The following is a 23,501-nucleotide window of genomic DNA, read 5'->3' as shown; positions in this document are numbered from 1 at the left end:
GGGGATAGTTTGGTAGTCGGATACCTACTATTTTACCGATAAATGAGGGAGGGGCAAGTGTTTTTTGTCTTTTCCTTGATAGAACAACGGTTATAGACCTTTAAGAACAAAAAAATTTGACAGTAACTGACTGTACAGGGGAGAGATAAAAAGGAAGCAAAAAAAGCTGCAGAGGAGATGCTTGATAAAGTGGGACTGCTGGATAAGTCAGATACCTACCCTGCTCAGCTTTCCGGTGGGCAGAAGCAGCGTGTGGCAATTGCCCGTGCATTGGTCATGGACCCTAAAGTGCTGATCTTTGATGAGCCTACTTCTGCGCTGGATCCTGAACTTGTCGGTGAAGTGCTTGATGTCATCAAGGACATTGCCGACCAGGGGGATACTTCCATGCTTCTGATTACCCATGAGATGGACTTTGCCAAAGAAGTGGCTGACCGTATCGCGTTCTTTGATGGAGGGAAAATCATCGAAGATGGCCCGCCGTCAGAAATTCTGTACAACCCACAGGCACCTCGCCTGAAAGAATTCCTGGAACGTTTCATGAATACTCAGTCATCACCTGAATAAGAAAAACCGAACAGGCTAACTCAAAACTCTTCAGTCTATAATCAATACGCCAGCTCCTCGCATTATCGTGAGGGTGCTGGCGTTTTTTGATTAAATGAGTCAGTTGAGAGGGCGATCAGCATCCGACTTTCAAGGCTGTCAGCTTAGGACTCTTTCAATAGAAGAGACAATTTATAAACGTAATCGTCATATTTTTTGAAAGACAGTTCGTCGAGTGCAAGGTCTTCCACGAAGTGAGAGCCAACTATGAGCTGTTCCTTTTCTGCATGGACCAGCATCGAGGCATAACCCTTGAGTACATCGTCATCGCCTCCCTTGAAGTATCCGGTCAGGTACTGTCCCCCAGGTAAAATGAAGTTACACAAAGACTGATCTGAGACTTCGGTATATAAAAATCCGCTGTAGTTTTCTGATTCCTGGCTGACTTCCTCGACGGGAACGATTAGCCCTTCCAGAAAAGTGGTCTGAGCGGTCTTCTTATCTAAAGAGGCATAATGTGTTGTATAAGCTTGGTAATAGGAACGCGTATCCAGAACGTTGTCGATCCTGGTAGTCAGCATATGCCGGGCAGAGAACGATTCAATTTGGAACCCGGAAGACAAACTGGCGAGGGTTTCGTCTGTAACACGTTTCTTTTCTCTCATAGCTTGTTCCAGACGATTCAGCCGAGCAATTTTTTTCTGCAGAGCATTTGCTTCTTTTGAAAGCAGCTGTGAAAAACGTTCGGGCGATCGGTTGTCAAGGAAAGCCCTAATGTTATTAAGCGGGACGCCGATTTCTTTGAGAGCGGAAATGACTGAGAAGGTTTCAACTTGCTTCAGTGAGTAATACCGGTAGCCATTTTCTTTAACATAGGCTGGTTTGAACAAGCCTTTTTCATCATAAAAGAAGAGTGTATGCTTAGACACACCCACTAATCTGGCAAAACGCCCAGTAGTGATGTAAGCGGATTGTTTGACCATATAAAATTTCCCCCTTGACTATAGAGTAACTCTATACTTTAGTATATATAATGAATCAAGTTTTGAAAAGGAGAAGGATTTTATGAATAGAGAGACAATGAAGACGGCAGTAACCGGTACAGTTTTATTTGTAGCAGGTGTCGTCTCTCTCTTCTTACACATTAATGATGACGGCTTGTTTGCCTATATTCTGTTGGCGTATGGTGCCTGGGAAATTGGAGAGGCTGCATCGGACTATTATTTTGGTGATCAGGATGAAGAAGAGGACCGGAGCTGGGAAGAAATTAAAAATGGATTCAAAGCGGATGTAGCAAAAATAACGATTCCTCTGATCCTGACGATGCTTGTCGAAGTGGTCATGATCGGTACAGGGTTCAGATTGTTTACATTCATTGCGTATATACTGACGCTGATTATCTACCTGATGTTCATTGGGGTTTTTTCGTATTTTGAACTAAAAGATCAGGAAGACACCTCTTGTCAGTTCAACGATTGAATAGATAAAAAATGATCATACAGATTCCAGTTCGTTGAATAAAATCAGACTGGAACGGAGATTTTGAGTCCCATAGCTGTTCGCGTTTACGTTATAATAACGAAGAAGACAGAAGAGTAAAAAAAGTATCATTATAAGACTGACGGGGGGAGTAAGCATGGAGAGATGTGGCTGGGTGACTGAAGATCAGGTCTACCTCGACTACCATGATTATGAGTGGGGACGGCCTATGAAAGATGACAGGGAGTTATTTGAGCTGCTCTGCTTGGAAGGGGCTCAGGCCGGGTTGAGCTGGCTGACGATTCTGAAACGACGCATGCAGTATAGAGAAGCCTTCGACCAGTTCGATCCATCCACCATTGCCGACTATTCAGATGAAAAAATCGAGGAGCTGATTCAGAACGAAGGAATCATCCGGAACAGGCTGAAAATAAGAAGTGTCGTGAAAAATGCAAAAGCGTATCAGGCTGTCGTTGAACAATATGGCTCTTTTTCTTCCTATATCTGGAATTTTGTGGACCATCAGCCGATCATCAATCACTGGACTGACCTTAGTGAGGTGCCAGCGCAGACAGAAGAAAGCCGTAGGATGAGCCGACAGATGAAGAAGGATGGATTCGGTTTTGTGGGTCCGACCATCTGCTATGCCTATATGCAGTCAGCTGGCCTGGTCAATGACCATCTGACCGGGTGTTTCTGTTACCAGGAAGTGAAGCAGTTAATCGAAAAAGGAGAATTCAGATGAATCGTATCAATTTGATTTGCCTAGGAGTCAAAGATTTGAGAAAGTCCCTTGCATTTTATAAAGATATTGGATTCAGCACGCCTGAGACAGCCGAAGAGCCGGCGATCGTTTTCTTCAATAATGAAGGAAGCAAGCTGGAACTCTACCCGATAGATGAGCTGGCTAAAGATATTAATGAAGAAAATCCGCCAAAATCAATTGGTGGTCAGTTCAGAGGGATTACACTCGCCTGCAACATGAAATCAAAAGAAGCAGTAGATGAAGTGATGAGTAAGGTAGAGGCTGCCGGAGGAGCAATTGTGAAAATGCCTCGAATTGTATCATGGGGAGGATACAGCGGATACTTTTCTGACCCTGACGGCTACTACTGGGAACTAGCTTATGCTGACACATGGGAGTTCGACGATCAGAATATGCTTGTCATCGACTAGAAATCACCAGAACATGTAAGGATATAAAAATCTTGAGCCGGCCTATCAGCTGACTTGAGATTTTTTATTTTCAAGGTAACACTTCTGATTCTTCTTTCGTTATTACTAGTGTAAGCAGTGATCACCTTACACAATCAACTAAGGAGGAAACAATAATGAATAAAATATGGTCAGCAAGTAAAGTAGATATTTTTCTGGAAGATGTTGAGAACGAAAAGCTCGTCCGCAGAAGTTTTGCTGGCGCTCATCAGTCTCTATCTGAAGAACAAGTCACAGCATTCACTCAGGCTCTTGATTCAGTAACGGATCTGCCTGTTTCACATACACTTGTCATAGAAGAATACCGCTACTCACTATAATCAACTAAAACAAAACAGGAGGCACACCCATGAGTATGAAACTAGAATTGCGTTTTGAAACAGGAGAAGGTAAAAACCGAGTTATCGCCTTAGATCAGCCGAGAACAGGTCTGACTAAGGAAGACGTTCAGACAGCAATGGAACAGATCATTGCACAAGACATGTTCACCGTCAAAGGTGATCCGCTCTATACTAAAATCAAAGGGGCACGTTATGTGACCCGAACAGTAGAAGACATTCTGGAAGCAGAATAATTACATTCTCACTACCCTGGCTGAACTGGTCAGGGTAGCTTTTTTTATATTGGAATAAATAATTGGACTTTTAAAAAGTAAGTGTTTTTGCTATACTACCAGAGTAGAAAGATAAAAGGAGAGCATACACATGAAAAAACTGCTGCTCGCATTGGTTAGAACCTATCAGAAAGTCATATCCCCGCTATTTCAGCCAAGCTGCCGCTATTACCCGACGTGTTCACACTATACCGTTCAGGCACTTGAAAAACATGGAGCCGCTAAAGGGTCCGTTATGGGAATGGCGCGTATTCTCAGATGTAACCCATTTGTAAAAGGCGGAGTGGATAAAGTGCCCGAACATTTTACAGTCAGAAGAAATCCCGACAGCGAAAATGAAACGTATCTTGGATCAGGAATTACCGTAAAGAAAAGTGACCTGACTAAACAGAAACAGAAGATGGACTGACTATGCCGATCACATTAAATGAAGAAAATTTTTACGAGACGATTAAGTCAGCTCCAATTGTCCTTGTCCAGTTCACTAGTGATTTCTGCGGGACCTGTCAGGCAATGGCTCATAGCTTGGAACAGGTCAGAGAGGCATCTGACGAATCTATTATTATTGCGGAAGTTAAAACCATAGACAACCCGGACTGGGCTGAAGCCTTTACTATCCAGTCGACGCCTACCGTTCTCCTTTTTTATAAAGGCAAATACACAAACCGTTTAAGCGGCGTGCACACGCAAAGTGCCGTTAATAAATGGATAAGAGAAGTCGTAGCCTAGTGCTGCGGCTTTTTTAAACAAACAGTAGCAAAAATCTCACTTATATTGCAATAATATTACAAAAAAGCGACTTTAGTATGAGTTTCATGTTAATTTGTTGTTTAAACAAATTAACTATTGTAAACGGTTTCTAGTAAAAGTATTATTATTGTAAGCGTTTAGTGTATAATCGCTGAGATATTAAGGAGAAGGCGGTGAGAAGGTCTGACGATTCTTAGGAATCACTATTGTTTCGTTAGTTGTCTCATTACATAAATAATGAGCGTACAGTCGAATAGTCAGAACAAATAAGGAGGACACGTATGGAGAACAGCACTAAATTTAAATTAGCAAATGGAATGATGAGTGCGCTGCTGGTCGCACCCGTCTTTGCTACAGCAACAACGGCTTTGGCACAGGAAACAGATAATGAACCAACCAGCGAACCAGAACAAGTCGTCGTCTATGAGAATGATTTTTCAGAAAATCCAGATGCCGACCAGGCACTTGTCTCAAGTGGAGATGCCGTGCTCGAATGGTTTAATGACTTTGAGATTAATGGAGAAGTTGAATCAGGCGTTTGGGTGACTAATAGAGTTAATGATTACGATGGAATCGATATCTCCTTTGATGAAATCGGTCTGGAAGAAGGACTGAAATATTCGATCCAAGTTTCAGGATATATTGCTGAGGGGGAAGAGATTCCCGAAGACACTTCAGTGAATATTGAAACGGTTAACGGATATACTTGGTTGACCAATCCGACTGCTGAAACAGGCATTTTTGAACTAGAAGCAAGTTATACTGCGTTCGGAGAAAACGATGAAGCTTTTCGTATTAAAACAAATGAAGCTGGAATTGGCATGGAGTTTGCGGTCGCTAACGTATTGATCACAACTGACACTCCAGCAGATGATGAAGATACTGTAGATGACGATGCAGACGATCCGACGTCACCGGAAGATCCAGTTGAAGATGACGGAAACGATGTTGAAGATCCTGTAGAAGATGAAGGAGACGAGGAGGCGTCTGATGAAAACAGCCCGGCATCTGAATTATCTATTCTCTTCTCAAATGATTTCACAGAAAATACTCAGGCAGCTACCAGTGCAGGTCCGACATTCCAGCATCAAGCTGGTTTTAATGATGGTCAGGGCGCACTGTACGTAGGTAACCGTGAAGCTAACTGGAATGGCGTTGACTTCAGTTTTGCAGAAATGGGTATGGAATACGGATATGAATATAATGTAACCATTCGTGGCTATGTCGATTCAGAAGTCGCTGTTCCATCAGGAGCAGAAGCGTGGCTTCAGGTTCCCGAAGAGGATTATCCATTATTAGCGCAAACCGCTTTTGTAGCAGGAGAAGAATTTGTGCTGGAAGATACATTTATATTTAATAATCCAGACTACACTCGTTTTAGAGCTCAGTCTAATGAAGCTGGTGCTGCTGTACCATTCTACATTACTGAAATTGTAGTTGAATGGGATGAAAATCAGACACCGTTGGAAGATGAAGTACCGGATCCAGATGCTCCAGCGGCTGAAGTGTTCACTTTTATTGACTTTGAGAATGGCGAATTAAATGGATTTACAGCTAGAGGCGATAACGAAACAGTGACTGTAACGGATGCAGATAATTATACAGAAGGCGGACAGTATAGTTTGCTGACAACTGGACGTACACAAGATTGGAATGGTCCTGCCCTTCGTGTCGAGGACTACATCAATCTTGGTCAAGAGTATCAGATTTCTGCCCGTGTGAAAACAGATGCAGAAGCCTCTACAACGTTCAGACTATCAACCCAAGTGAATCAGGGGGATGTAGCTAGTTATAATACGGTTGCTTCAACCACGATGAGTGCTGATGATGGCTGGGTACACCTTCAAGGAACCTACCGTTATTCTTCTCTTGGCGGTGGTTACGTCACTATATATGTTGAAACCGGCGGAGGAAGCCTTGCTGACTTCTATATCGATGACATCAATTTCGTTGAACTTGATTCTGAACCTGCAGACGTTCAGCTTGATCTTGCGCCGATTAAAGATGTTTATGCAGATGAATTCCTGATCGGTAATGCTATAAATATGGCTGAATTGGAAGGGGATCGTCTGACGCTCCTAGACCATCACCATAATTTAGTTACTACGGAAAATGCTATGAAGCCTGATTATGCTTATAACTCAGCCCGTGAATTTGACTTCGCTGACCAGAACCGTCTGGTAGAACGTATCTCAGAGGAAGGATTCCTTCTTCATGGGCACGTCCTAGTATGGCATCAGCAGTCTCCGGAATGGTTGCATAGTGATGCTAGCGGTTCTCCTTTACCGGAAGCAGAAGCGCGTGCGAACATGCAGCGACACATTAGAGAAGTTATGACTAATTTTGGAGATAGTGTGTATAGTTGGGATGTAGTAAATGAGGCGCTTGCAGGCGACTGGGGCAATCCTGAAAACTGGGAATCTCAGTTAAGAGATACTGGTTGGTTACGTGCATTAGGACCAGACTATATATATGAAGCTTTCAGCTATGCCCGACAAGTAGCTGACGAACTCGGAATGCCAGAAATGGTGCTTTACTACAATGATTATAACGATCATATTCAAGGTAAAGCGCGCACCATGTATTACATGATTAGAGATATTAATGACAGATGGGCTGCCGAAAACCCTGAAGAAGAGCGTAAGCTGATCAGTGGAGTCGGTATGCAGGGGCACTATAGCATCAACCTTAACCCTGATCTTGTCAAACAATCTATCGAACGTTTCGAACAGCTTGATATCGAGATCGGTATTACTGAGTTGGACGTGACGACATTAACAGAAAATGAATATGTTGAAGCTGAATGGAATCGTCAAGGCTATGTATATGCTCGTCTATTCCAGATTTTCAGAGAACATTCTGATTCAATCAACCGTGTCACATTCTGGGGATTGAATGATGCGAGCAGCTGGCGTTCTGAACGGTTCCCGTTATTGTTTGACGGGCGTCTTCAAGCCAAACCTGCTTATTATGCAGTAGTTGATCCAGATGGTTTCCTTGAAAATTATGAAGAGGCTGAAATTGAAGCTAACAGCAGTTATGCCGTATATGGTACTCCTGTTGTTAATGCAGAAATCGATGACATCTGGAATGATGCACCTGTAATGAACATCTCAAGATTCCAGACAGCATGGCAGGGGGCAAGAGGGACTGGACGTGCGCTATGGGATGAGAACAACTTGTATATTTTATTCCAAGTTGCAGATGGTAATCTGGATGTTTCGGCAGAAGACCCTTGGGAACAGGATTCTGTAGAAGCATTTATCAACGAGACAGGTGAACCAACACTGAGCTATATTGATGGTGTCGGTCAGTACCGTGTTAACTACGAAAACTTTGCAACATTCAACCCGAGTGCATACAGTGACGGATTCGATTCAGCTGCTCGAGTACTTGGTTCTGGTTATGTTGTAGAAATGGCTATTCCTTGGAAATACATCACCCCACAAGCAGGACACACGCTTGGGTTTGATATGCAGATCAATGATGGAGTAGATGGTGCACGTCAGGCAGCTGCTGCTTGGAATGACCTGACAGGTCAGGGCTTCCAGGATCCATCAGTTTTCGGGAACCTTACTCTGGTGAATGATATGGAAGATGTAGATCACGAAGATGATGCAGTAGTAATCACTGCAGGTGAAGAGGTAGAGGTTTTACCAGGACAGACCATTATTGTTGATGGACAATTAATTTCAATCAGCATGCCTAGTGATCTTCCATTAGGAACGTCGATCATTGTCAATATCCTTGATGGAGAAACTGTACCTGAACTTGTAAATGAAGAAGGACAACTGTTGACAGCTGCAGGAGACATTATCGATGTTGAACTGATTCTACCTGAAGGAGAAGAAGACTACGAAGGTGATTTCGTACTGACTTTAGGTACTGATAATGATTTTGTAGATGAAGACGTCAATATCTATTATTACAATGAAGAAGAGAGTATCTGGGAAAATGTCGGTGGAGAGGTAACAGACAATACGATTTCAGTTATCGTTCCAGGATTCTCTATCTACGGCGTGTTTGTTGCTGTGGAGGATGAGGATTCAGAAGATCCAGTAGATCCGACTGACCCAGCGGACCCAACAGATCCGACAGATCCGACAGATCCGACTGACCCAACAGATCCAGCAGATCCGACTGACCCAGCGGACCCAACAGATCCGACAGATCCGACAGATCCAGCGGACCCAACAGATCCAGCAGATCAGACAGATCCGACAGATCCGACAGATCCGACTGATCCAACGGACCCAACAGATCCGACTGATCCAGCGGACCCAACAGATCCAGCAGATCCGACAGATCCGACTGATCCAACGGACCCAACAGATCCGACTGACCCAGCGGATCCAGCAGACCCGGCAGATCCATCTGACTTAGGGGATACGGATACAGATGTCGATTCAGATGATGAAGAAAGAGGAGAGCGTCTGCCTCAGACAGCTACTGCGGTTTGGACGATTGGACTGATCGGACTGGCTGGAATGGCCTCTGGTTTAGGTATGCACTTTCTTTGCAAGAAAAAATAAGGTATAATAAGCATAATTTAATAGGAAAGCGAAGAGGAAACGACTCTCTTCGCTTTTCCCTGTTTTTACATAACGAGGAGGGGTATCATGAAATGGCTGGCAAATGGATTGATAGCAGTAGGGGTGGCTTTAATGATGTGGTTTGGCTACTCGCTTTATCAGCAGAATCAGATGCAGTCGGTTACCTTGGCGGAAGCTGAACAGGCGGTACAGACTATGCGTGAAAAAGTCGATCCGGATGACGAGAATCCGGCCGAGTCTTTTTCAGCCCAGACCCATGAAGCCATCGGGATCCTTCACGTCCCTAAGATTGACCGGAGCATCGGAATAGTTGAAGGAACTGATCCGGATGCGCTGGATTTAGGTGTGGGTCATATGTCTAGTACTGCATTTCCTGGACAAGGCGAACAAATCGTTCTGTCCGGCCATCGTGATACCGTCTTCCGCAATTTTGCAGAGCTCGAAATTGGTGACGAATTTATAGTAGAAATGCCTTATGGCGACTACACATACGTAATAAGAGACACAGAAATCGTCGATGCGGACGATACCTCTGTCGTTGGGGAGATGGGAGAGGAAGTTCTGGTCGTATCAACCTGCTACCCGTTCAATTATCTGGGGAGTGCGCCTGAGCGCTTCGTGTTCTACGCTTATCCGGTCAGTGAATAGACTGGACAAAGTAAGGAATGATTTTTGTAACGAAAAGCGACCTGGGCGAATGTATGATATAGTAGGAGAAATACAATTTTGGGGATGAGTATGATGAACGAACAAGTCGATAAAGTTATGGCAGATGTATTGAACTGGAGGCGGACGATGCACAAACATCCGGAACTTTCATTTGAAGAGTACTGGACAAGTGCTTATATTGAAGAAGCACTTCAGTCAATCGGTCAGATAGAGGTGACACGTCCGACTGCAACAAGTGTATTGGGAATCATAAAAGGGGCTAAGCCTGGTAAGAAAATCGGTTTGCGTGCCGATATCGATGCGCTGCCTATAGACGAAGAGCGTACGGATATCGACTTTGTGTCTGAAAACAAAGATATTATGCATGCGTGTGGACATGATGGACATGCATCGATCCTTTTAGGCGCGGCTAAGGTACTGGTCGACCAGATCGATGACCTGCATGGAGAAGTCTACTTGATTTTCCAGCATGCTGAAGAAACGCCGCCCGGGGGAGCGGTCGATATGGTAAGAACGGGTCTGTTTGATGATCTGAACTTTATTTATGGCCAGCATCTGTTTACACCAATTCCAACAGGACAGATCGGTCTGTTGAATGGGCCGGTAACGGCGAACTCGGACCAGTTTGATATTCTGATCAAAGGAAAAGGTGGACATGCATCCCAGCCGGAAAACTCGGTGGATCCTGTCCTGATCGGTGCACAGATTATCAGTCAGCTTCAGGCTCTGGTTTCACGAGTGACATCACCATTGGACTCGCTGGTCATCTCAACGACAAATTTCCATGCTGGATCAGCCAAAAATATAATTCCGGATACTGCGGTTTTAGGTGGAAGCGTCCGCTCGATCACTCCTGAAACGAGAGAAATGGTTGAAGAACGAATCGAAGCAGTCGTGAAGAATGTGTGCGACGTCTACGGAGCCGGCTATGAGTATACTTATTCTAAAGGGTACAGCTCAGTTGTGAATGATGATGAAAAAACAAATCAGGTCAGAGCTATCGCCACAGAGCATTTCGGAGATGCGGTCTTTGAATTCCCTCTTGCAATGGGTGGAGAGGACTTTTCAGCCTTTTCTGATTTAGTCCCCAGTACCTATGCCTTTATAGGAGCAGGGAATGCTGAGAAAGATATGGAATATCCGCATCATCATCCAAAATTCGGGATTGATGAAGATTCTTTCAGTACCGGAGTAGGCATGATGGTGGCTGTTGCTATGAACATGACTAAAAACTAATTGATAGACAAGGAGGCAGCTCAATTCATCATGAATTGGGCTCTTCTTTCGGGTTTGATCAGTCAAAAATGATACTCACTTTGTTACCGTGTCTAACAGTTTTTTTGGTTAAAGAGGAGATATAACATGACAGAAGAAAAAACTTATTCAGCCTATAGAGTGACGCGTTTTTCCATAAAAGATATAGTTCTGAGCACGCTGACACTTGGACTGAAAAAACCGAAGGCAGCACTCGAAGAAGGGAAACTCTTCAAAATCACGGTTGCTCAGGACGCCATTGAAATCATTGAAGAGACGACAGGAGGAAAACAGCTTTCCCGGGAAAAAGAGGCTGTTGGAAAAGAGGAACGTAACAGGATAGAGAAAAATCAGGTGTATAAGACTACAGATTATGTTTATCATCTGGAAGAGAATTAACTGACACAAAACATTCAGCGGAGTGGATTGCGATTAGACTCGTTCGGGACTATACTTAGGAAAATACCAGAGAGAAAGATTTAATATATTGGAGGCAGTTAAATGTCAAGCAGAGCTCAACGAATTGAAGAAATAGCAGTAGACCTAACAAGACAGCGCAGTGTGACAGAAACGATCGAGGAGCAGTTAGTGACCGAGAAAGTCCACTTGTTTTTCCAGCAGATGGATTATTTTCAGGATAACCCGGAAGATCTCTTTTTTGTTCCGGTTCCGCATGACAAATGGGAAAGGAAGAGTGTGATTGCTCTCCTCAGAGGAAAGAAAGATCTGGAGAATAATAAAACAGTCGTCCTGATCGGTCATACAGATACAGTGGGTATTTCTGATTATGGCGATCTGAAGAATTTTGCACACATGCCTTATGAGCTGACCGAGCTCCTGCATGAACGTAAGGAGCTTCTGCCAAGAGATGCGCGTGAAGATCTGGAGTCAGGAGACTACCTGTTCGGGCGCGGCCTTTTTGATATGAAAACAGGTGATGCGATCATTATGACTCTAATGGAAGAAATCGAAAGCAGACTGGATGATTTTTCCGGCAATATCCTGTTTGCGGCGGTGTGTGACGAGGAAGCCAATTCAGCCGGTATGCGTTCATGTGTACCTGAAATCGTCCGCCTGAGAGATGAGAACAACTTGAATCTGACTGGACTGATCAACACAGATTACATGACTTCCGAGTATCCCGGTGATGAAAATAAATATGTGTATATTGGAACAGTCGGGAAGCTTATGCCGTCCTTTTATGTCGTTGGAAAGGAGACGCATGTCGGTGAAGCATTCAAGGGACTGGATCCGAACCAGCTTGTCGCGGAACTGACTCGACGCATCAACTTAAATACTGATCTGTCAGATACAGTTGAAGGAGAAAGTACCTTGCCGCCGATGAGTCTTAAGCAGCAGGACCTCAAACCGGAGTATTCTGTTCAGACGGCAAAAGCGGCTCACGCCTTTTATAATTTCGCCACACATAGCCAGACGCCGGATGTGGTTCTTCAAAAAATGAAGGAAGTGGCCGAAGAAGCATTTAAGTCAGTGATAAATGACCTGAACACGCAGTACGAGCGGTACTGTGATCTGACTGGCAGGGCGTTTGAACCGTACACCTATGCGCCTAAAGTCATGACGTACAATGAACTGAAAAAACAGGTAGTCACTGATCAGGGACAGGAAGCAGTTGAGGCTCTGGACCGCGAGAAAGAAAAATGGCTGATCGACGATACGGTAGATGAAAGGGAATACGCTTTGAAGGAAGTCGAACTGCTTCAGACCATGTGGAAGAATCAGGAACCGGTCATCATTGTCTACTTTACGCCGCCTTACTATCCCCATATCTACGTCAAAGGTGATACAGACAAAGAAAAGAATCTCCTGGATGCTGTAGCGGAAGCGGTGACCACAACGGAATCCGACTATACACTTGTATATAAGAAGTTCTTCCCATATATCTCGGACCTGAGTTATGCTTCTGCTCCAGAGAATAAGGGAGAAATAGATGCACTGAAGGAAAACATGCCCGGTTTCGGTACGAAGTATAAGCTGCCTCTTGATGCGATGCAGAGTCTGGGACTTCCGGTAGTCGACATCGGACCGTTCGGTAAGGACTCGCACAAGTTTACAGAACGTCTTGAGAAAACGTACAGTTTTGAAGTTGCGCCGACACTTGTGTCTAAAACAATTGACGCATTGCTGCGCTGAAACAGATAGAAAAGCAGGGAGAAATCTCTGCTTTTTTAGTGAGTGTGGAAAAGGTTGTCTGCTAAGTTTCTATGAGGCTGAAAGGCAAGTGAAGCTCTTCTATATCCTTAAACAAATCTTTATGAGTTGCACGGACAATACATGATAAAATAAAGAGGAACTTGATGAGAGGGTGGGGTCAATGCGTATATTGGTTGCTGATGATGACAAAGAAATCTGTGACTTGCTAGAGATATATATAAAAAATGAAGGCTTTGAGGTTGAAAAGGCTTATGATGGTCAGGACGTGTTGAACAAAGTGGAGCACCTGGACATCGACTGCCTTATCCTGGATGTCATGATGCCAAAGAAAAGCGGCTTGGAAGTGGTCAAGGAAATAAGGAAAGACTCGTCTCTACCCATATTGATGTTAAGTGCCAAGACAGCTGACATAGATAAAATTCGTGGCCTGACAAACGGTGCAGATGATTATGTCGTCAAACCGTTCAATCCGTTGGAGGTGCTTGCCAGAGTCAAGTCACTGATGAGACGGAGCGGCTATGGAACGAAGGATACGGATGCGGACGAATTGGAGATCGGCCCGCTGGTCATTAGAAAAGATCATCACCAGGTCGAGACTGTTGATGGGGTTCCGGTACAACTGACTGCGTTGGAGTTTGGTATCCTCTATCTACTGGCAACTAATCCAAACAGGGTGTTTAACGCGGATGAGATTTTTGAAAAAGTATGGAAGCAGGAAAGTCTCGTTCCTGCTAAGACAGTCATGGTCCACGTGAGTCATCTGCGAGACAAGATTGAGAAAGCCACTGGCGGAGAGAAAGTTGTCAAGACCGTCTGGGGCGTAGGGTATAAAATAGAGAATTGATAACGGAGGTCAGGCAGGATGCAGTTAACAAATAAAGAACGACTGCGATTGGCATTTGAAGCAGTCGTGACAGCCGGGATTATCTTTCTTTGCTATTTCGCCGTCTTTGAAATACTCAACTGGCTGGTTACCTCGTTCCCCGAAGTCTTTGGAGATTTCTGGATTTTTGGGAACATGCTCGCTGATATCAGAAATCAGGAACTGTGGGGACTGACGCCTCTTGTCTTCATCTTCCTTATCATTGTTGCTGGTGTGGCGATATACTGGCGCCTGAAGAGGCGATATCACCAGTACGAACTGCAGCATATTATCAAAGAACTGCACTATATTGCACAAGGCAATTATACACATCGCATCAGAGGAAAATACAGCGGGGATATCGGTAAAGTCGTGGAGAGCATTCATGTGCTTGTCGATTCGACCGTAGAAGCAATGGAAGAAGAACGACGGATCGAGCAGAGTAAGGATGAACTCATAACGAATGTGAGTCATGACATCCGCACACCACTGACTTCCATTATCGGCTATCTGGGATTGATCGAGGAACGGCGGTTCACTTCAGCCAGTCAGGCTACTGACTATGTCCATACTGCCTACAAAAAAGCAAAGCAGATGAAAGCTCTCGTTGACGATCTGTTTGAATACACGACTGTACGTCAGACGACTACCCCTCTGGAGTACATTACGTTTGATATGGGGCAGCTGATCGAACAGATGGCCATCGACTTTGAACTGGAAGCTTTAAAGAAAGGCAGGGAGATAAGGACTCGTACACCGGACACCCCGATCATGATGCGAGGAGATACGGAAAAAATAGTCAGGGTATTCCATAACCTTCTCTCCAATGCGTTGAAATACGGAAAGGGAGGCACACTTATCTGCATCAATGCGGTTCAATCAGAGAATAACGTAGAGGTCACAGTGAGCAACAATGGCGAAACCCTTCCGGAAGAAGCTATCGAGCAGCTGTTTGAACGGTTCTACCGGGCCGAAGTTTCCCGGTCGCAGGAAACAGCGGGAACGGGTCTTGGACTTGCGATAGCTCAAAGTATTGTTGAACTTCATAAAGGGAAAATTACAGCAGAAGTTAAAGAAGGGTGGACAGTCTTTACGGTTGTTCTTCCCCTTAATACTAATGGACAAGATGAACGGTGAGTGTGACGTGCCGTTCTTTTCTATGTTCGAAGAGCCCGGTCCAGTAACACAAAAGGCGAAATAGAATGATGACGGGTTTTCTAACGGTTCGATTTCAATTGAATGTCTAAAATATTAATTATCTTGAAATACGGTTGTTTTTTTTAGAGTGAAAGAGTACCATGAAACATGTTGAATAAAAATGCCTGTAAGACTTCGAGTAAGACAAAAACAAACTATATGAATTAGGAGTTATTTAAATGATGATCGATCGGAAAAAACTGTTAAAAACCTCTTTTATTGCTGCATTAGCTATGCCCGTTTTCGGAACTTACGCTGCAAGTGCTGAAGAAAATGACCTGTCTGTTGAAGCGGAATCTGCACTGCTGATCGACTTTGAAACTTCACAGATCCTGTTTGACCAGAATGCGGAAGACCAGCGCGGAATTGCGTCCATGACTAAAATGCTGGTGGAATATATTCTATTTGAAGAAATTGAAGCAGGAAACCTGAACTGGGACGACGAAGTCACAATCAGTGATTACGCACACGCGATCAGTCAGAATTATGCATTATCCAATGTCCCGCTTCATCAGAACGGAGTCTATACCGTTCAGGAACTGTATGAAGCCCTGGCAATCTATTCTGCAAATGGCGCAACTATTGCACTGGCAGAAGAAATTGAAGGATCTGAAGTGGCATTTGTTGACCGTGCAAGAGAACTGATTGAATCATGGGGAATTGAAGAGTATCAGCTGTATAACACAACTGGGTTGAACAATTCGTTTCTTGAAGGCAACCATTACCCGGGAAGTGATGAAGATGCTGAAAATGTGATGTCAGCTAAAGGCATCGCTACTATTGCACAGCGTCTGATTGCTGATTATCCGGAAGTTCTGGAAACATCAAGTATCCCAAGTATGACGTTCAGAGAAGGCACATCTGATGCCATCAATATGCTGAACTGGAACTGGATGCTGGAAGGCCTGGCTCATGAACGCATGGACGTGGACGGGCTGAAGACCGGAACGACCAGTTTTGCCGGAGCGACATTTACAGGGACAGCGGAAGCAGAAGGACGTCGACTTGTATCTGTAGTTATGGGTGCGGGAGACGGATTTACGAACCGTGGTCAGCGCTTCGAAGAAACGTCTAAACTGTTCGATTACGGCTTCGGTGAGTTTGAATACGTAACAATCATTGAATCAGAAATGAACCTGGATGACGAACACAATCTAACTGTACGTAACGGAGTGGAAGAAGACATTTCCCTCGTAACGACGGAGTCTATCGGCTTCTATCTTCCTGAAGGGACTGATCTGGAAGACTACTCTTATACTTTCGTACCCAATGACGATGTAGTCAATGAAAAGGGTGAAGTCGAAGCGCCTGTATCAGTGGGAGAAAGTCTAGGACAACTGGTTATCGACAATACAGATGATCTGGAATTCCTGAATGGAGAAGCCCAGCAGACGGTTAACGTGGCTGCTGCTGAATCTGTCGAGCGGGCAGGTTTCTTCACTGTCTTTTCAACTTGGTTGAGAGATTTCTTCAGCGGAGTGAGAGACCGCTTCTAATCGTGTAATGGGAGTTGATTTTATAACTGCTGTTGATGTAGAATAGAAGCACAACTTAATGAACAGAAAGAAGACGAATCAGTAAGGGCAGCAGCAGGTCTAGAGAGTCAGTGGGTGGTGGAAACTGATCCTGACTGTCCCTGAATCCATCGTCATTTATAAAATAGCGAAGCATAGGCTGAAGTTATTTCGGTACAGACCGTTATCCTGGCAGAGTGCAAAAAGACACCGGTCTTTTTGAAGCTGGGTGGTACCGCGAAAAGCAGTTCTTTCGTCCCTGATAACAGGGATAGAAGAACTGCTTTTTTGTATCTGATAATAAAAAAAGAAAGAAGGAAAACGGTATGATCGATATCAAGCTGATCCGAAATGATTTTGATGCAGTAAAAGAACGTCTGCAGACACGAGGAGTGAACCCGTCTGAACTCGACGAACTGAAAGAGCTGGACGAACGTCGCAGAGAACTGATTCAGAAATCTGAAAAACTGAAGAAAGAACGAAACGATGTATCTAATCAGATTGCACAGAAAAAAAGCAACAGGGAAAATGCGGACGAGGCTATTGCGGCTATGAAGCAGGTCGGAGCAGACATCAAAGCTATTGATGCTGAACTGGATGAGTTAGAAGAAAAGACACAGACCATTGCTTCAGGACTGCCGAACTTGCCTCACCCGTCTCTGCCTATCGGTGAAGATGAAGAATCAAACGAAGAAATACGCAAGTGGGGAGATCTGCCTGAATTCGACTTCGAACCGAAAGCCCACTGGGATTTAGGTGCTGACCTGAAAATTCTAGATTTTGAAAGAGGTGCAAAAGTTGCCCGAAGCCGATTCCTGTATTACAAAGGACTCGGTGCCAGACTGGAGCGTGCTCTTTATAACTTCATGATCGACCTGCATGTGACTGAACACGGATATGAAGAAGTCATTCCGCCTTATCTTGCAAATGATGATGCTCTGTATGGTACAGGTCAGTTTCCTAAATTCAAAGAAGATGTTTTCCAGATCGACGGACATCCGCTGACGCTTATTCCAACGGCAGAAGTCCCGTTGACTAACTATTATCAGAACGAGATTCTTGATGAAAAAGATCTGCCGATCTACTTTACGGCTCTATCTCCTTCATTCCGTTCAGAAGCGGGAAGTGCAGGAAGAGATACTCGAGGATTGATTCGACTCCACCAATTCAATAAGGTTGAGATGGTCAAATTTGCTAAGCCGGAAGACTCTTATGACGAGCTTGAGAAGATGACCGCAAATGCAGAAGCGATTCTGCAGAAGCTGGGACTTGCATATCGAGTTGTTCTTCTTTCTACAGGAGATACTGGCTTTGCGGCAGCTAAAACATATGATCTAGAAGTGTGGATCCCGACGCAGGAAACTTACCGGGAGATCAGTTCATGCTCTAATACAGAATCTTTCCAGGCTAGACGGGCGATGATCAGGTATAGACGTGAAGAGGACGATAAGATCGATTATGTACACACGCTGAATGGATCAGGGCTAGCAGTCGGACGTACAGTAGCCGCAATTCTTGAAAATTATCAGCAGGCTGACGGCAGCATAAAAATTCCTGATGTACTGGTGCCGTATATGGGCGGCGTCACAGAAATCAAATAAAGTGTATCCCTGCTGAAGTATACAGATTCAAGTCGATGTTCGGCTAAATAACTGTCCGTCACTGATGTAGGAAAATATAGAAAGGCTTGTCTGAGTCATATATAAGACAAGCTCTTTTTCTTTGATTCACGAGGCAGTGTGATACAATCATAATAGACATATTCGACCTTAGACTATGAATAGAATCAGGATCAGGAGGAAACAGCGTGGCAGAATTAGAAAAAGCAGTATTTGCAGGAGGGTGTTTCTGGTGTATGGTCAAGCCTTTTGACTCGCAGCCCGGTATCCATTCCGTTGTATCAGGCTATACAGGTGGACACGTTGAAAACCCGACGTATCGAATGGTCACTTCCGGTACGACTGGTCACACTGAAGCAGTAGAAATCACATACGACCCTGAATTAATGCCTTATAGAGAATTGGTAGAGATATACTGGAGACAGACTGACCCCACAGATGCAGGTGGACAGTTTGTGGATAGAGGAGATTCTTATAGACCTGTGATCTTTTACAATAATCAGGAACAGAAAGAAGCAGCTGAGCAGTCAAAAAAAGAACTGCAGGAAAGTGGCAAATTCAAAGATCCGATCGTTACGACTATCGAAGAGGCAAAACCCTTTTATCCAGCTGAAGAATACCATCAGGATTTTTACAAAAAAGAGTCTGCTCACTATAAACGTTATAGCATTGGATCTGGAAGAGCAGGCTTTTTAACTAAGCACTGGAACGAGGATCCTGCTGAGGATTAATAGTGGTGAGAAAAGAAGTTCAAATTATTTTTACAAAAGTTGTTGACATTAGGTCGATATCTTTGTATGATATAAGAGTTGCTGCGGTAACACGACGCAATAAACTGTATAGTGGCGATAGCGAGAAGGATCCACCTGTTCCCATTTCGAACACAGCCGTTAAGCTTCTCAGCGCCGAGGATAGTGAAGGGTTTCCCTTTGTGAAAGCAGGACGTTGCTATGCAGTTTTTAATGGAGGTTTAGCTCAGTTGGGAGAGCATCTGCCTTACAAGCAGAGGGTCAGCGGTTCGAGCCCGTTAACCTCCATAGATCCATGAGCCGTTAGCTCAGTTGGTAGAGCAACTGACTTTTAATCAGTGGGTCACAGGTTCGAATCCTGTACGGCTCATATATAAGAGTAATCTTATATATGCTACATGCGGATGTGGCGGAATTGGCAGACGCACTAGATTTAGGATCTAGCGCTTCACGGCGTGGGGGTTCAAGTCCCTCCATCCGCATAACAACACGCCGGCTTAGCTCAGTTGGTAGAGCAACTGATTTGTAATCAGTGGGTCGAGGGTTCAAATCCTTTAGCCGGCATTTTTTACGGGCAGACTGATCTGCCTTGTTGCGGAAGTAGTTCAGTGGTAGAACATCACCTTGCCAAGGTGGGGGTCGCGGGTTCGAATCCCGTCTTCCGCTTGTGAATAGACACAGGTAACCAAAGTACACTTCAGCCGGGGTGGCGGAATTGGTAGACGCACAGGACTTAAAATCCTGCGGAGAGTTTTCTCCGTGCCGGTTCGACTCCGGCCCTCGGTATTCACAATGATCAGCACCCTTAGCTCAATTGGATAGAGTACCTGACTACGAATCAGGCGGTTAGAGGTTCGACTCCTCTAGGGTGCACTTTAACATTCGGGAAGTAGCTCAGCTTGGTAGAGCACTTGGTTTGGGACCAAGGGGTCGCAGGTTCGAATCCTGTCTTCCCGATTAGTAATAAAATGGCGGTGTAGCTCAGCTGGCTAGAGCGTACGGTTCATACCCGTGAGGTCGGGGGTTCGATCCCCTCCGCCGCTATAATAAACAAACGGATCCGAGGACCTTTAGCTCAGTTGGTTAGAGCAAACGGCTCATAACCGTTCGGTCGCAGGTTCGAGTCCTGCAAGGTCCATTGTCATGTTTGTAGTTGCTTCAGCAACGTACAAACATGATACACTTTGACGTAAGTCCATAGTGTATCCTTAAATGATTTTCTACTATTATCGCGGGGTAGAGCAGTTGGCAGCTCGTCGGGCTCATAACCCGGAGGTCGCAGGTTCGAGTCCTGCCCCCGCAATTGCTATATCTGTAGTTACTTTAGTAACGTACAGATATGGTACACTCGAGCGAAAGCTCGCAGTGTCTCATATAAAGATTTTCGTAAGGTCCCGTAGTGTAGCGGTTATCACGCCTGCCTGTCACGCAGGAGATCGCGGGTTCGATTCCCGTCGGGACCGTTTTAGCGGGTGTAGTTTAGTGGTAAAACCCCAGCCTTCCAAGCTGATGTCGGGAGTTCGATTCTCCTCACCCGCTTTATACTTGAATAAAGTATACCTAATATGTTTAGGGCCTATAGCTCAGTCCGGTTAGAGCGCACGCCTGATAAGCGTGAGGTCGGTGGTTCGAGTCCACTTAGGCCCATTTTAATACTGGCCCCTTGGTCAAGCGGTTAAGACACCGCCCTTTCACGGCGGTAACACGGGTTCGAATCCCGTAGGGGTCATAGTAATAAAATAGTATTACTTTAATGGAGGATTACCCAAGTCCGGCTTAAGGGAACGGTCTTGAAAACCGTCAGGCGTGTAAAAGCGCGCGTGGGTTCGAATCCCACATCCTCCTTTACCATGGCTGTTGATGCTTTAGTGATTACAGACATAGTACACTCTAGCGTCAGCTTGCAGTGTCTCAACACAATGATTTTCTATTATTATCGCGGGGTAGAGCAGTTGGCAGCTCGTCGGGCTCATAACCCGGAGGTCGCAGGTTCGAGTCCTGCCCCCGCAATTGTCATGTCTGTTGAAGCTTTAGCGATTACAGACATGATACACTTGGACGTCAGTCCACAGTGTGACCTCATAGAGGCTGAATAAATCGTAAGGTCCCGTAGTGTAGCGGTTATCACGCCTGCCTGTCACGCAGGAGATCGCGGGTTCGATTCCCGTCGGGACCGTAAAGCAGGATATTGAAAGATGGCGCTGTAGCTCAGTTGGTAGAGCAACGGATTGAAGCTCCGTGTGTCGGCAGTTCGACTCTGTCCAGCGCCATAGCATTTTGGAGGGATAGCGAAGTGGCCAAACGCGGCGGACTGTAAATCCGTTCCTTCGGGTTCGTAGGTTCAAATCCTACTCCCTCCATCGCTAGGGGTATAGTTTAATGGTAAAACTATGGTCTCCAAAACCATCGATGTGGGTTCGACTCCTGCTACCCCTGTCAGCAATTCATCATGACATTATTTGTTGAATATGCTATGATTTTAATTAAGAATATGGCGATTGTGGCGAAGTGGTTAACGCACCGGGTTGTGGTCTCGGCATTCGTGGGTTCGATCCCCATCAGTCGCCCTTCAATGGGCTATAGCCAAGTGGTAAGGCAACGGGTTTTGGTCTCGTCATTCCTAGGTTCGAATCCTAGTAGCCCAGTTTTAATTGAATATCATTTTTAGGATGGCGGTATAGCCAAGTGGTAAGGCAGAGGTCTGCAAAACCTTCATCACCGGTTCAAATCCGGTTACCGCCTTATCTTCATATTGAAACATGCCGGCGTGGTGGAATTGGTAGACACGCTGGACTCAAAATCCAGTGCCCGTTAGGGCGTGCCGGTTCGACTCCGGCCGCCGGTATATAGTCTTACGTTTAACTCACACACTCTACATAAGAGTATGTGAGTTTTTTTGTGTAAAAAACGAAAATGAGTAAGTTTAGAATCATAGAACCAAACTAAGTGAGTCATAATGTAAGCGTATAAAATATTTTGTGTTAAAATGGATATGCTGGGAAGATAGAGGGATAAACCATACTTTATGATAGAAGTATCTCTATATGAGATGAAAAGTTCATTGGATTCTGATGACTTGAGACTATTCCAGTTAAATTAAAGACAGAATATAGTAACAGAAGAGGCTTAAAAGGGAAAGAGAAACATAGTAAACTGGAGGTAAAAGGAAAATTGCTGCAGTACTAGGGGGCTATTATCATGATGGAGATACATTGAAAGAGGGTCTTACACAAGTCCTGGATAAACTGGGTGACGTAACTATCCTATATGCAGACCGAAAAGAACTTACAGAACATCTGAAAGATAGACCAGACCTTGTAATATTAGCTTCAGAGAACCGCTTGGATCCTGAATCATATAATCCGGAAGAATGGATGACAGAGTTCGAAGAAGATAAAATAGTAGACTATGTAAAAAAAGGTGGGTCATGGCTAGTTTGGCATTCGGGATTAGTCAGCTATCAAAAGTTGACTACTTATATTGACATGGTAGGAGGCAGTTTTGATTATCATCCGGAGAAGCCTGTTAGTGTGAACTACAAGTATATAGAAGAAAGTAGTCTAACTGATAGAAAAGAAGAATTTAGTATTACCGATGAACATTGTTTCATTAATTACGGTAGAGATGTCACAGTCACTATGACTTCATCTTCAGAATATGAAGAGTCTGTTGCTGGATGGACAGTGAAGTACGGTGAAGTTTGCGTATATATACCAGCACACAATAAAGAGGGGCTAATGAGTCGACCGGTAAAGACAGACTTAGAAGCAATTACAAAAAAGATGATACAATAAAAGGTTGAGCAAGCCGCAAGCTCGATACCATGCACTTATTAAAAAATCTTGTTAAAAAAATGATTGTTAAATACAATTTAATCATTGACGATTCTTCAAATACCTGTTATTATTAATTCTGTTGCTGCAAACGATATTTGCTAGTAACACTAAAACATAAAATACTTGTTGACAAGCAATTGGAAACAATGTATAGTAATGAAGTTGTCGTCAGGAAGAAGACGATTCGAAATAAATGCTTTTAAAGAAATTAAATAAAAGCATTGACATCGAATCAGGACGATGATATGATATAAAGGTTGCTGCTGAAATGCAGACAACACAAACTGAACGAGATAGATCTTTGAAAACTGAACAAAGTAGAAACAACCAAATGTGCAGGGGCCTTCGATTCTTTTGGAGTCGAAGGCAACAAACGAGTTAACATGGTTAACTCACAAGTAATACAATGAGCAAGTCAAACTTAAAATGAGAGTTTGATCCTGGCTCAGGACGAACGCTGGCGGTATGCC

Annotated in this window: 19 protein-coding genes, 25 tRNA genes, 1 rRNA gene, 1 pseudogene and 1 other annotated feature; of the genes and pseudogenes, 45 read left to right on the top strand and 1 reads right to left on the bottom strand. The window is 44.4% G+C overall.

What is annotated here, in order from left to right; all coding sequences use genetic code 11:
* Positions 1 to 147: 147 nt before the first annotated feature.
* A pseudogene (locus tag ACYQ4S_RS06295) lies at positions 148 to 567 on the top strand (amino acid ABC transporter ATP-binding protein); the annotation flags it as partial.
* Positions 568 to 710: 143 nt separating this feature from the next.
* Here the strand turns inward: ACYQ4S_RS06295 and ACYQ4S_RS06290 are convergent.
* The gene (locus ACYQ4S_RS06290) at positions 711 to 1,529 is read right to left on the bottom strand and encodes a MerR family transcriptional regulator (protein ID WP_346025096.1); all 819 of its coding nucleotides are present in this window, start codon (positions 1,527 to 1,529) and stop codon (positions 711 to 713) included.
* An 82-nt stretch (positions 1,530 to 1,611) separates the two neighbouring features.
* On the opposite strand from ACYQ4S_RS06290, the gene ACYQ4S_RS06285 reads away from it, so the two are divergent.
* The 44 genes from ACYQ4S_RS06285 to ACYQ4S_RS06070 all read left to right on the top strand — a co-directional run bounded on the left by ACYQ4S_RS06285 (position 1,612) and on the right by ACYQ4S_RS06070 (position 22,989).
* Complete coding sequence (locus ACYQ4S_RS06285; RefSeq protein WP_346025097.1) at positions 1,612 to 2,025, top strand: hypothetical protein; 414 nt, start codon at positions 1,612 to 1,614, stop codon at positions 2,023 to 2,025.
* Positions 2,026 to 2,182: 157 nt separating this feature from the next.
* Entirely contained in the window at positions 2,183 to 2,770 is a 588-nt protein-coding gene (locus tag ACYQ4S_RS06280; RefSeq protein WP_346025098.1) for a DNA-3-methyladenine glycosylase I, read from the top strand.
* A complete protein-coding gene (locus tag ACYQ4S_RS06275) occupies positions 2,767 to 3,201 on the top strand; it encodes a VOC family protein (protein ID WP_346025099.1) in 435 nt (144 codons plus the stop codon). Before ACYQ4S_RS06280 ends, ACYQ4S_RS06275 begins: the two co-directional genes overlap by 4 nt.
* A gap of 155 nt (positions 3,202 to 3,356) precedes the next feature.
* A complete protein-coding gene (locus tag ACYQ4S_RS06270) occupies positions 3,357 to 3,560 on the top strand; it encodes a DUF1659 domain-containing protein (RefSeq protein WP_459770058.1) in 204 nt (67 codons plus the stop codon).
* Positions 3,561 to 3,589: 29 nt separating this feature from the next.
* Positions 3,590 to 3,814, top strand: a complete 225-nt coding sequence (locus tag ACYQ4S_RS06265) for a DUF2922 domain-containing protein (RefSeq protein WP_346025101.1) — start codon at positions 3,590 to 3,592, stop codon at positions 3,812 to 3,814.
* A gap of 130 nt (positions 3,815 to 3,944) precedes the next feature.
* Positions 3,945 to 4,262 carry a membrane protein insertion efficiency factor YidD gene (gene yidD, locus ACYQ4S_RS06260; RefSeq protein WP_346025102.1) on the top strand — a complete coding sequence of 106 codons (318 nt, stop codon included), beginning with the start codon at positions 3,945 to 3,947 and terminating at the stop codon, positions 4,260 to 4,262.
* A 2-nt stretch (positions 4,263 to 4,264) separates the two neighbouring features.
* Complete coding sequence (locus ACYQ4S_RS06255; protein WP_346025103.1) at positions 4,265 to 4,582, top strand: thioredoxin family protein; 318 nt, start codon at positions 4,265 to 4,267, stop codon at positions 4,580 to 4,582.
* Between the two features lie 302 nt (positions 4,583 to 4,884).
* Entirely contained in the window at positions 4,885 to 9,135 is a 4,251-nt protein-coding gene (locus ACYQ4S_RS06250) for an endo-1,4-beta-xylanase (protein WP_459770055.1), read from the top strand.
* Positions 9,136 to 9,222: 87 nt separating this feature from the next.
* Complete coding sequence (locus ACYQ4S_RS06245; RefSeq protein ID WP_459770054.1) at positions 9,223 to 9,804, top strand: class D sortase; 582 nt, start codon at positions 9,223 to 9,225, stop codon at positions 9,802 to 9,804.
* A 93-nt stretch (positions 9,805 to 9,897) separates the two neighbouring features.
* The gene (locus ACYQ4S_RS06240) at positions 9,898 to 11,061 is read left to right on the top strand and encodes a M20 metallopeptidase family protein (protein WP_459770052.1); all 1,164 of its coding nucleotides are present in this window, start codon (positions 9,898 to 9,900) and stop codon (positions 11,059 to 11,061) included.
* Between the two features lie 126 nt (positions 11,062 to 11,187).
* Positions 11,188 to 11,478: a hypothetical protein gene (locus ACYQ4S_RS06235; RefSeq protein ID WP_459770050.1), complete on the top strand. Its 291-nt coding sequence runs from the start codon at positions 11,188 to 11,190 to the stop codon at positions 11,476 to 11,478.
* Positions 11,479 to 11,580: 102 nt separating this feature from the next.
* Positions 11,581 to 13,233 (top strand): M20/M25/M40 family metallo-hydrolase, encoded by a 1,653-nt coding sequence (locus ACYQ4S_RS06230; RefSeq protein ID WP_459770049.1) that lies wholly within the window; start codon positions 11,581 to 11,583, stop codon positions 13,231 to 13,233.
* Between the two features lie 181 nt (positions 13,234 to 13,414).
* Positions 13,415 to 14,098: a response regulator transcription factor gene (locus tag ACYQ4S_RS06225; RefSeq protein WP_346025108.1), complete on the top strand. Its 684-nt coding sequence runs from the start codon at positions 13,415 to 13,417 to the stop codon at positions 14,096 to 14,098.
* Between the two features lie 18 nt (positions 14,099 to 14,116).
* A complete protein-coding gene (locus ACYQ4S_RS06220) occupies positions 14,117 to 15,253 on the top strand; it encodes a sensor histidine kinase (RefSeq protein WP_346025109.1) in 1,137 nt (378 codons plus the stop codon).
* A gap of 239 nt (positions 15,254 to 15,492) precedes the next feature.
* A complete protein-coding gene (locus tag ACYQ4S_RS06215) occupies positions 15,493 to 16,809 on the top strand; it encodes a serine hydrolase (RefSeq protein WP_459770047.1) in 1,317 nt (438 codons plus the stop codon).
* Between the two features lie 58 nt (positions 16,810 to 16,867).
* Positions 16,868 to 17,091: a binding site (T-box leader), on the top strand.
* 62 nt (positions 17,092 to 17,153) lie between these two features.
* Positions 17,154 to 18,428, top strand: a complete 1,275-nt coding sequence (serS, locus tag ACYQ4S_RS06210; RefSeq protein WP_459770045.1) for a serine--tRNA ligase — start codon at positions 17,154 to 17,156, stop codon at positions 18,426 to 18,428.
* A gap of 206 nt (positions 18,429 to 18,634) precedes the next feature.
* Positions 18,635 to 19,177: a peptide-methionine (S)-S-oxide reductase MsrA gene (gene msrA, locus ACYQ4S_RS06205; protein ID WP_459770044.1), complete on the top strand. Its 543-nt coding sequence runs from the start codon at positions 18,635 to 18,637 to the stop codon at positions 19,175 to 19,177.
* Positions 19,178 to 19,284: 107 nt separating this feature from the next.
* A 5S ribosomal RNA gene (gene rrf / locus ACYQ4S_RS06200) occupies positions 19,285 to 19,400 on the top strand.
* A gap of 10 nt (positions 19,401 to 19,410) precedes the next feature.
* A tRNA-Val gene (locus tag ACYQ4S_RS06195) sits at positions 19,411 to 19,483 on the top strand.
* Between the two features lie 9 nt (positions 19,484 to 19,492).
* A tRNA-Lys gene (locus ACYQ4S_RS06190) sits at positions 19,493 to 19,565 on the top strand.
* Between the two features lie 30 nt (positions 19,566 to 19,595).
* Positions 19,596 to 19,677, top strand: a tRNA-Leu gene (locus tag ACYQ4S_RS06185).
* Between the two features lie 9 nt (positions 19,678 to 19,686).
* A tRNA-Thr gene (locus ACYQ4S_RS06180) sits at positions 19,687 to 19,759 on the top strand.
* A gap of 30 nt (positions 19,760 to 19,789) precedes the next feature.
* Positions 19,790 to 19,861 (top strand) — tRNA-Gly (locus tag ACYQ4S_RS06175).
* A 34-nt stretch (positions 19,862 to 19,895) separates the two neighbouring features.
* Positions 19,896 to 19,981 (top strand) — tRNA-Leu (locus ACYQ4S_RS06170).
* 13 nt (positions 19,982 to 19,994) lie between these two features.
* Positions 19,995 to 20,068: transfer RNA gene (locus ACYQ4S_RS06165), tRNA-Arg, on the top strand.
* A 10-nt stretch (positions 20,069 to 20,078) separates the two neighbouring features.
* A tRNA-Pro gene (locus tag ACYQ4S_RS06160) sits at positions 20,079 to 20,152 on the top strand.
* A gap of 13 nt (positions 20,153 to 20,165) precedes the next feature.
* A tRNA-Met gene (locus ACYQ4S_RS06155) sits at positions 20,166 to 20,239 on the top strand.
* 20 nt (positions 20,240 to 20,259) lie between these two features.
* Positions 20,260 to 20,333 (top strand) — tRNA-Ile (locus tag ACYQ4S_RS06150).
* Positions 20,334 to 20,425: 92 nt separating this feature from the next.
* Positions 20,426 to 20,498, top strand: a tRNA-Met gene (locus tag ACYQ4S_RS06145).
* Between the two features lie 87 nt (positions 20,499 to 20,585).
* Positions 20,586 to 20,658, top strand: a tRNA-Asp gene (locus ACYQ4S_RS06140).
* A gap of 5 nt (positions 20,659 to 20,663) precedes the next feature.
* Positions 20,664 to 20,734 (top strand) — tRNA-Gly (locus tag ACYQ4S_RS06135).
* A 33-nt stretch (positions 20,735 to 20,767) separates the two neighbouring features.
* A tRNA-Ile gene (locus ACYQ4S_RS06130) sits at positions 20,768 to 20,842 on the top strand.
* Between the two features lie 10 nt (positions 20,843 to 20,852).
* Positions 20,853 to 20,924: transfer RNA gene (locus ACYQ4S_RS06125), tRNA-Glu, on the top strand.
* Between the two features lie 26 nt (positions 20,925 to 20,950).
* A tRNA-Ser gene (locus ACYQ4S_RS06120) sits at positions 20,951 to 21,040 on the top strand.
* A gap of 92 nt (positions 21,041 to 21,132) precedes the next feature.
* Positions 21,133 to 21,205, top strand: a tRNA-Met gene (locus tag ACYQ4S_RS06115).
* Positions 21,206 to 21,298: 93 nt separating this feature from the next.
* Positions 21,299 to 21,371: transfer RNA gene (locus ACYQ4S_RS06110), tRNA-Asp, on the top strand.
* 21 nt (positions 21,372 to 21,392) lie between these two features.
* Positions 21,393 to 21,465: transfer RNA gene (locus ACYQ4S_RS06105), tRNA-Phe, on the top strand.
* Positions 21,466 to 21,474: 9 nt separating this feature from the next.
* Positions 21,475 to 21,555 (top strand) — tRNA-Tyr (locus ACYQ4S_RS06100).
* A 5-nt stretch (positions 21,556 to 21,560) separates the two neighbouring features.
* Positions 21,561 to 21,631, top strand: a tRNA-Trp gene (locus ACYQ4S_RS06095).
* Positions 21,632 to 21,689: 58 nt separating this feature from the next.
* A tRNA-His gene (locus tag ACYQ4S_RS06090) sits at positions 21,690 to 21,762 on the top strand.
* Between the two features lie 6 nt (positions 21,763 to 21,768).
* Positions 21,769 to 21,840 (top strand) — tRNA-Gln (locus tag ACYQ4S_RS06085).
* A gap of 26 nt (positions 21,841 to 21,866) precedes the next feature.
* Positions 21,867 to 21,937: transfer RNA gene (locus ACYQ4S_RS06080), tRNA-Cys, on the top strand.
* 19 nt (positions 21,938 to 21,956) lie between these two features.
* Positions 21,957 to 22,040 (top strand) — tRNA-Leu (locus ACYQ4S_RS06075).
* A 367-nt stretch (positions 22,041 to 22,407) separates the two neighbouring features.
* Positions 22,408 to 22,989: a ThuA domain-containing protein gene (locus tag ACYQ4S_RS06070; protein ID WP_459770042.1), complete on the top strand. Its 582-nt coding sequence runs from the start codon at positions 22,408 to 22,410 to the stop codon at positions 22,987 to 22,989.
* Positions 22,990 to 23,501: the final 512 nt, after the last annotated feature.

This window comes from Alkalibacterium sp. s-m-28 (genome assembly GCF_054658175.1).
This window is presented reverse-complemented; position numbering and strand designations above follow the sequence as displayed.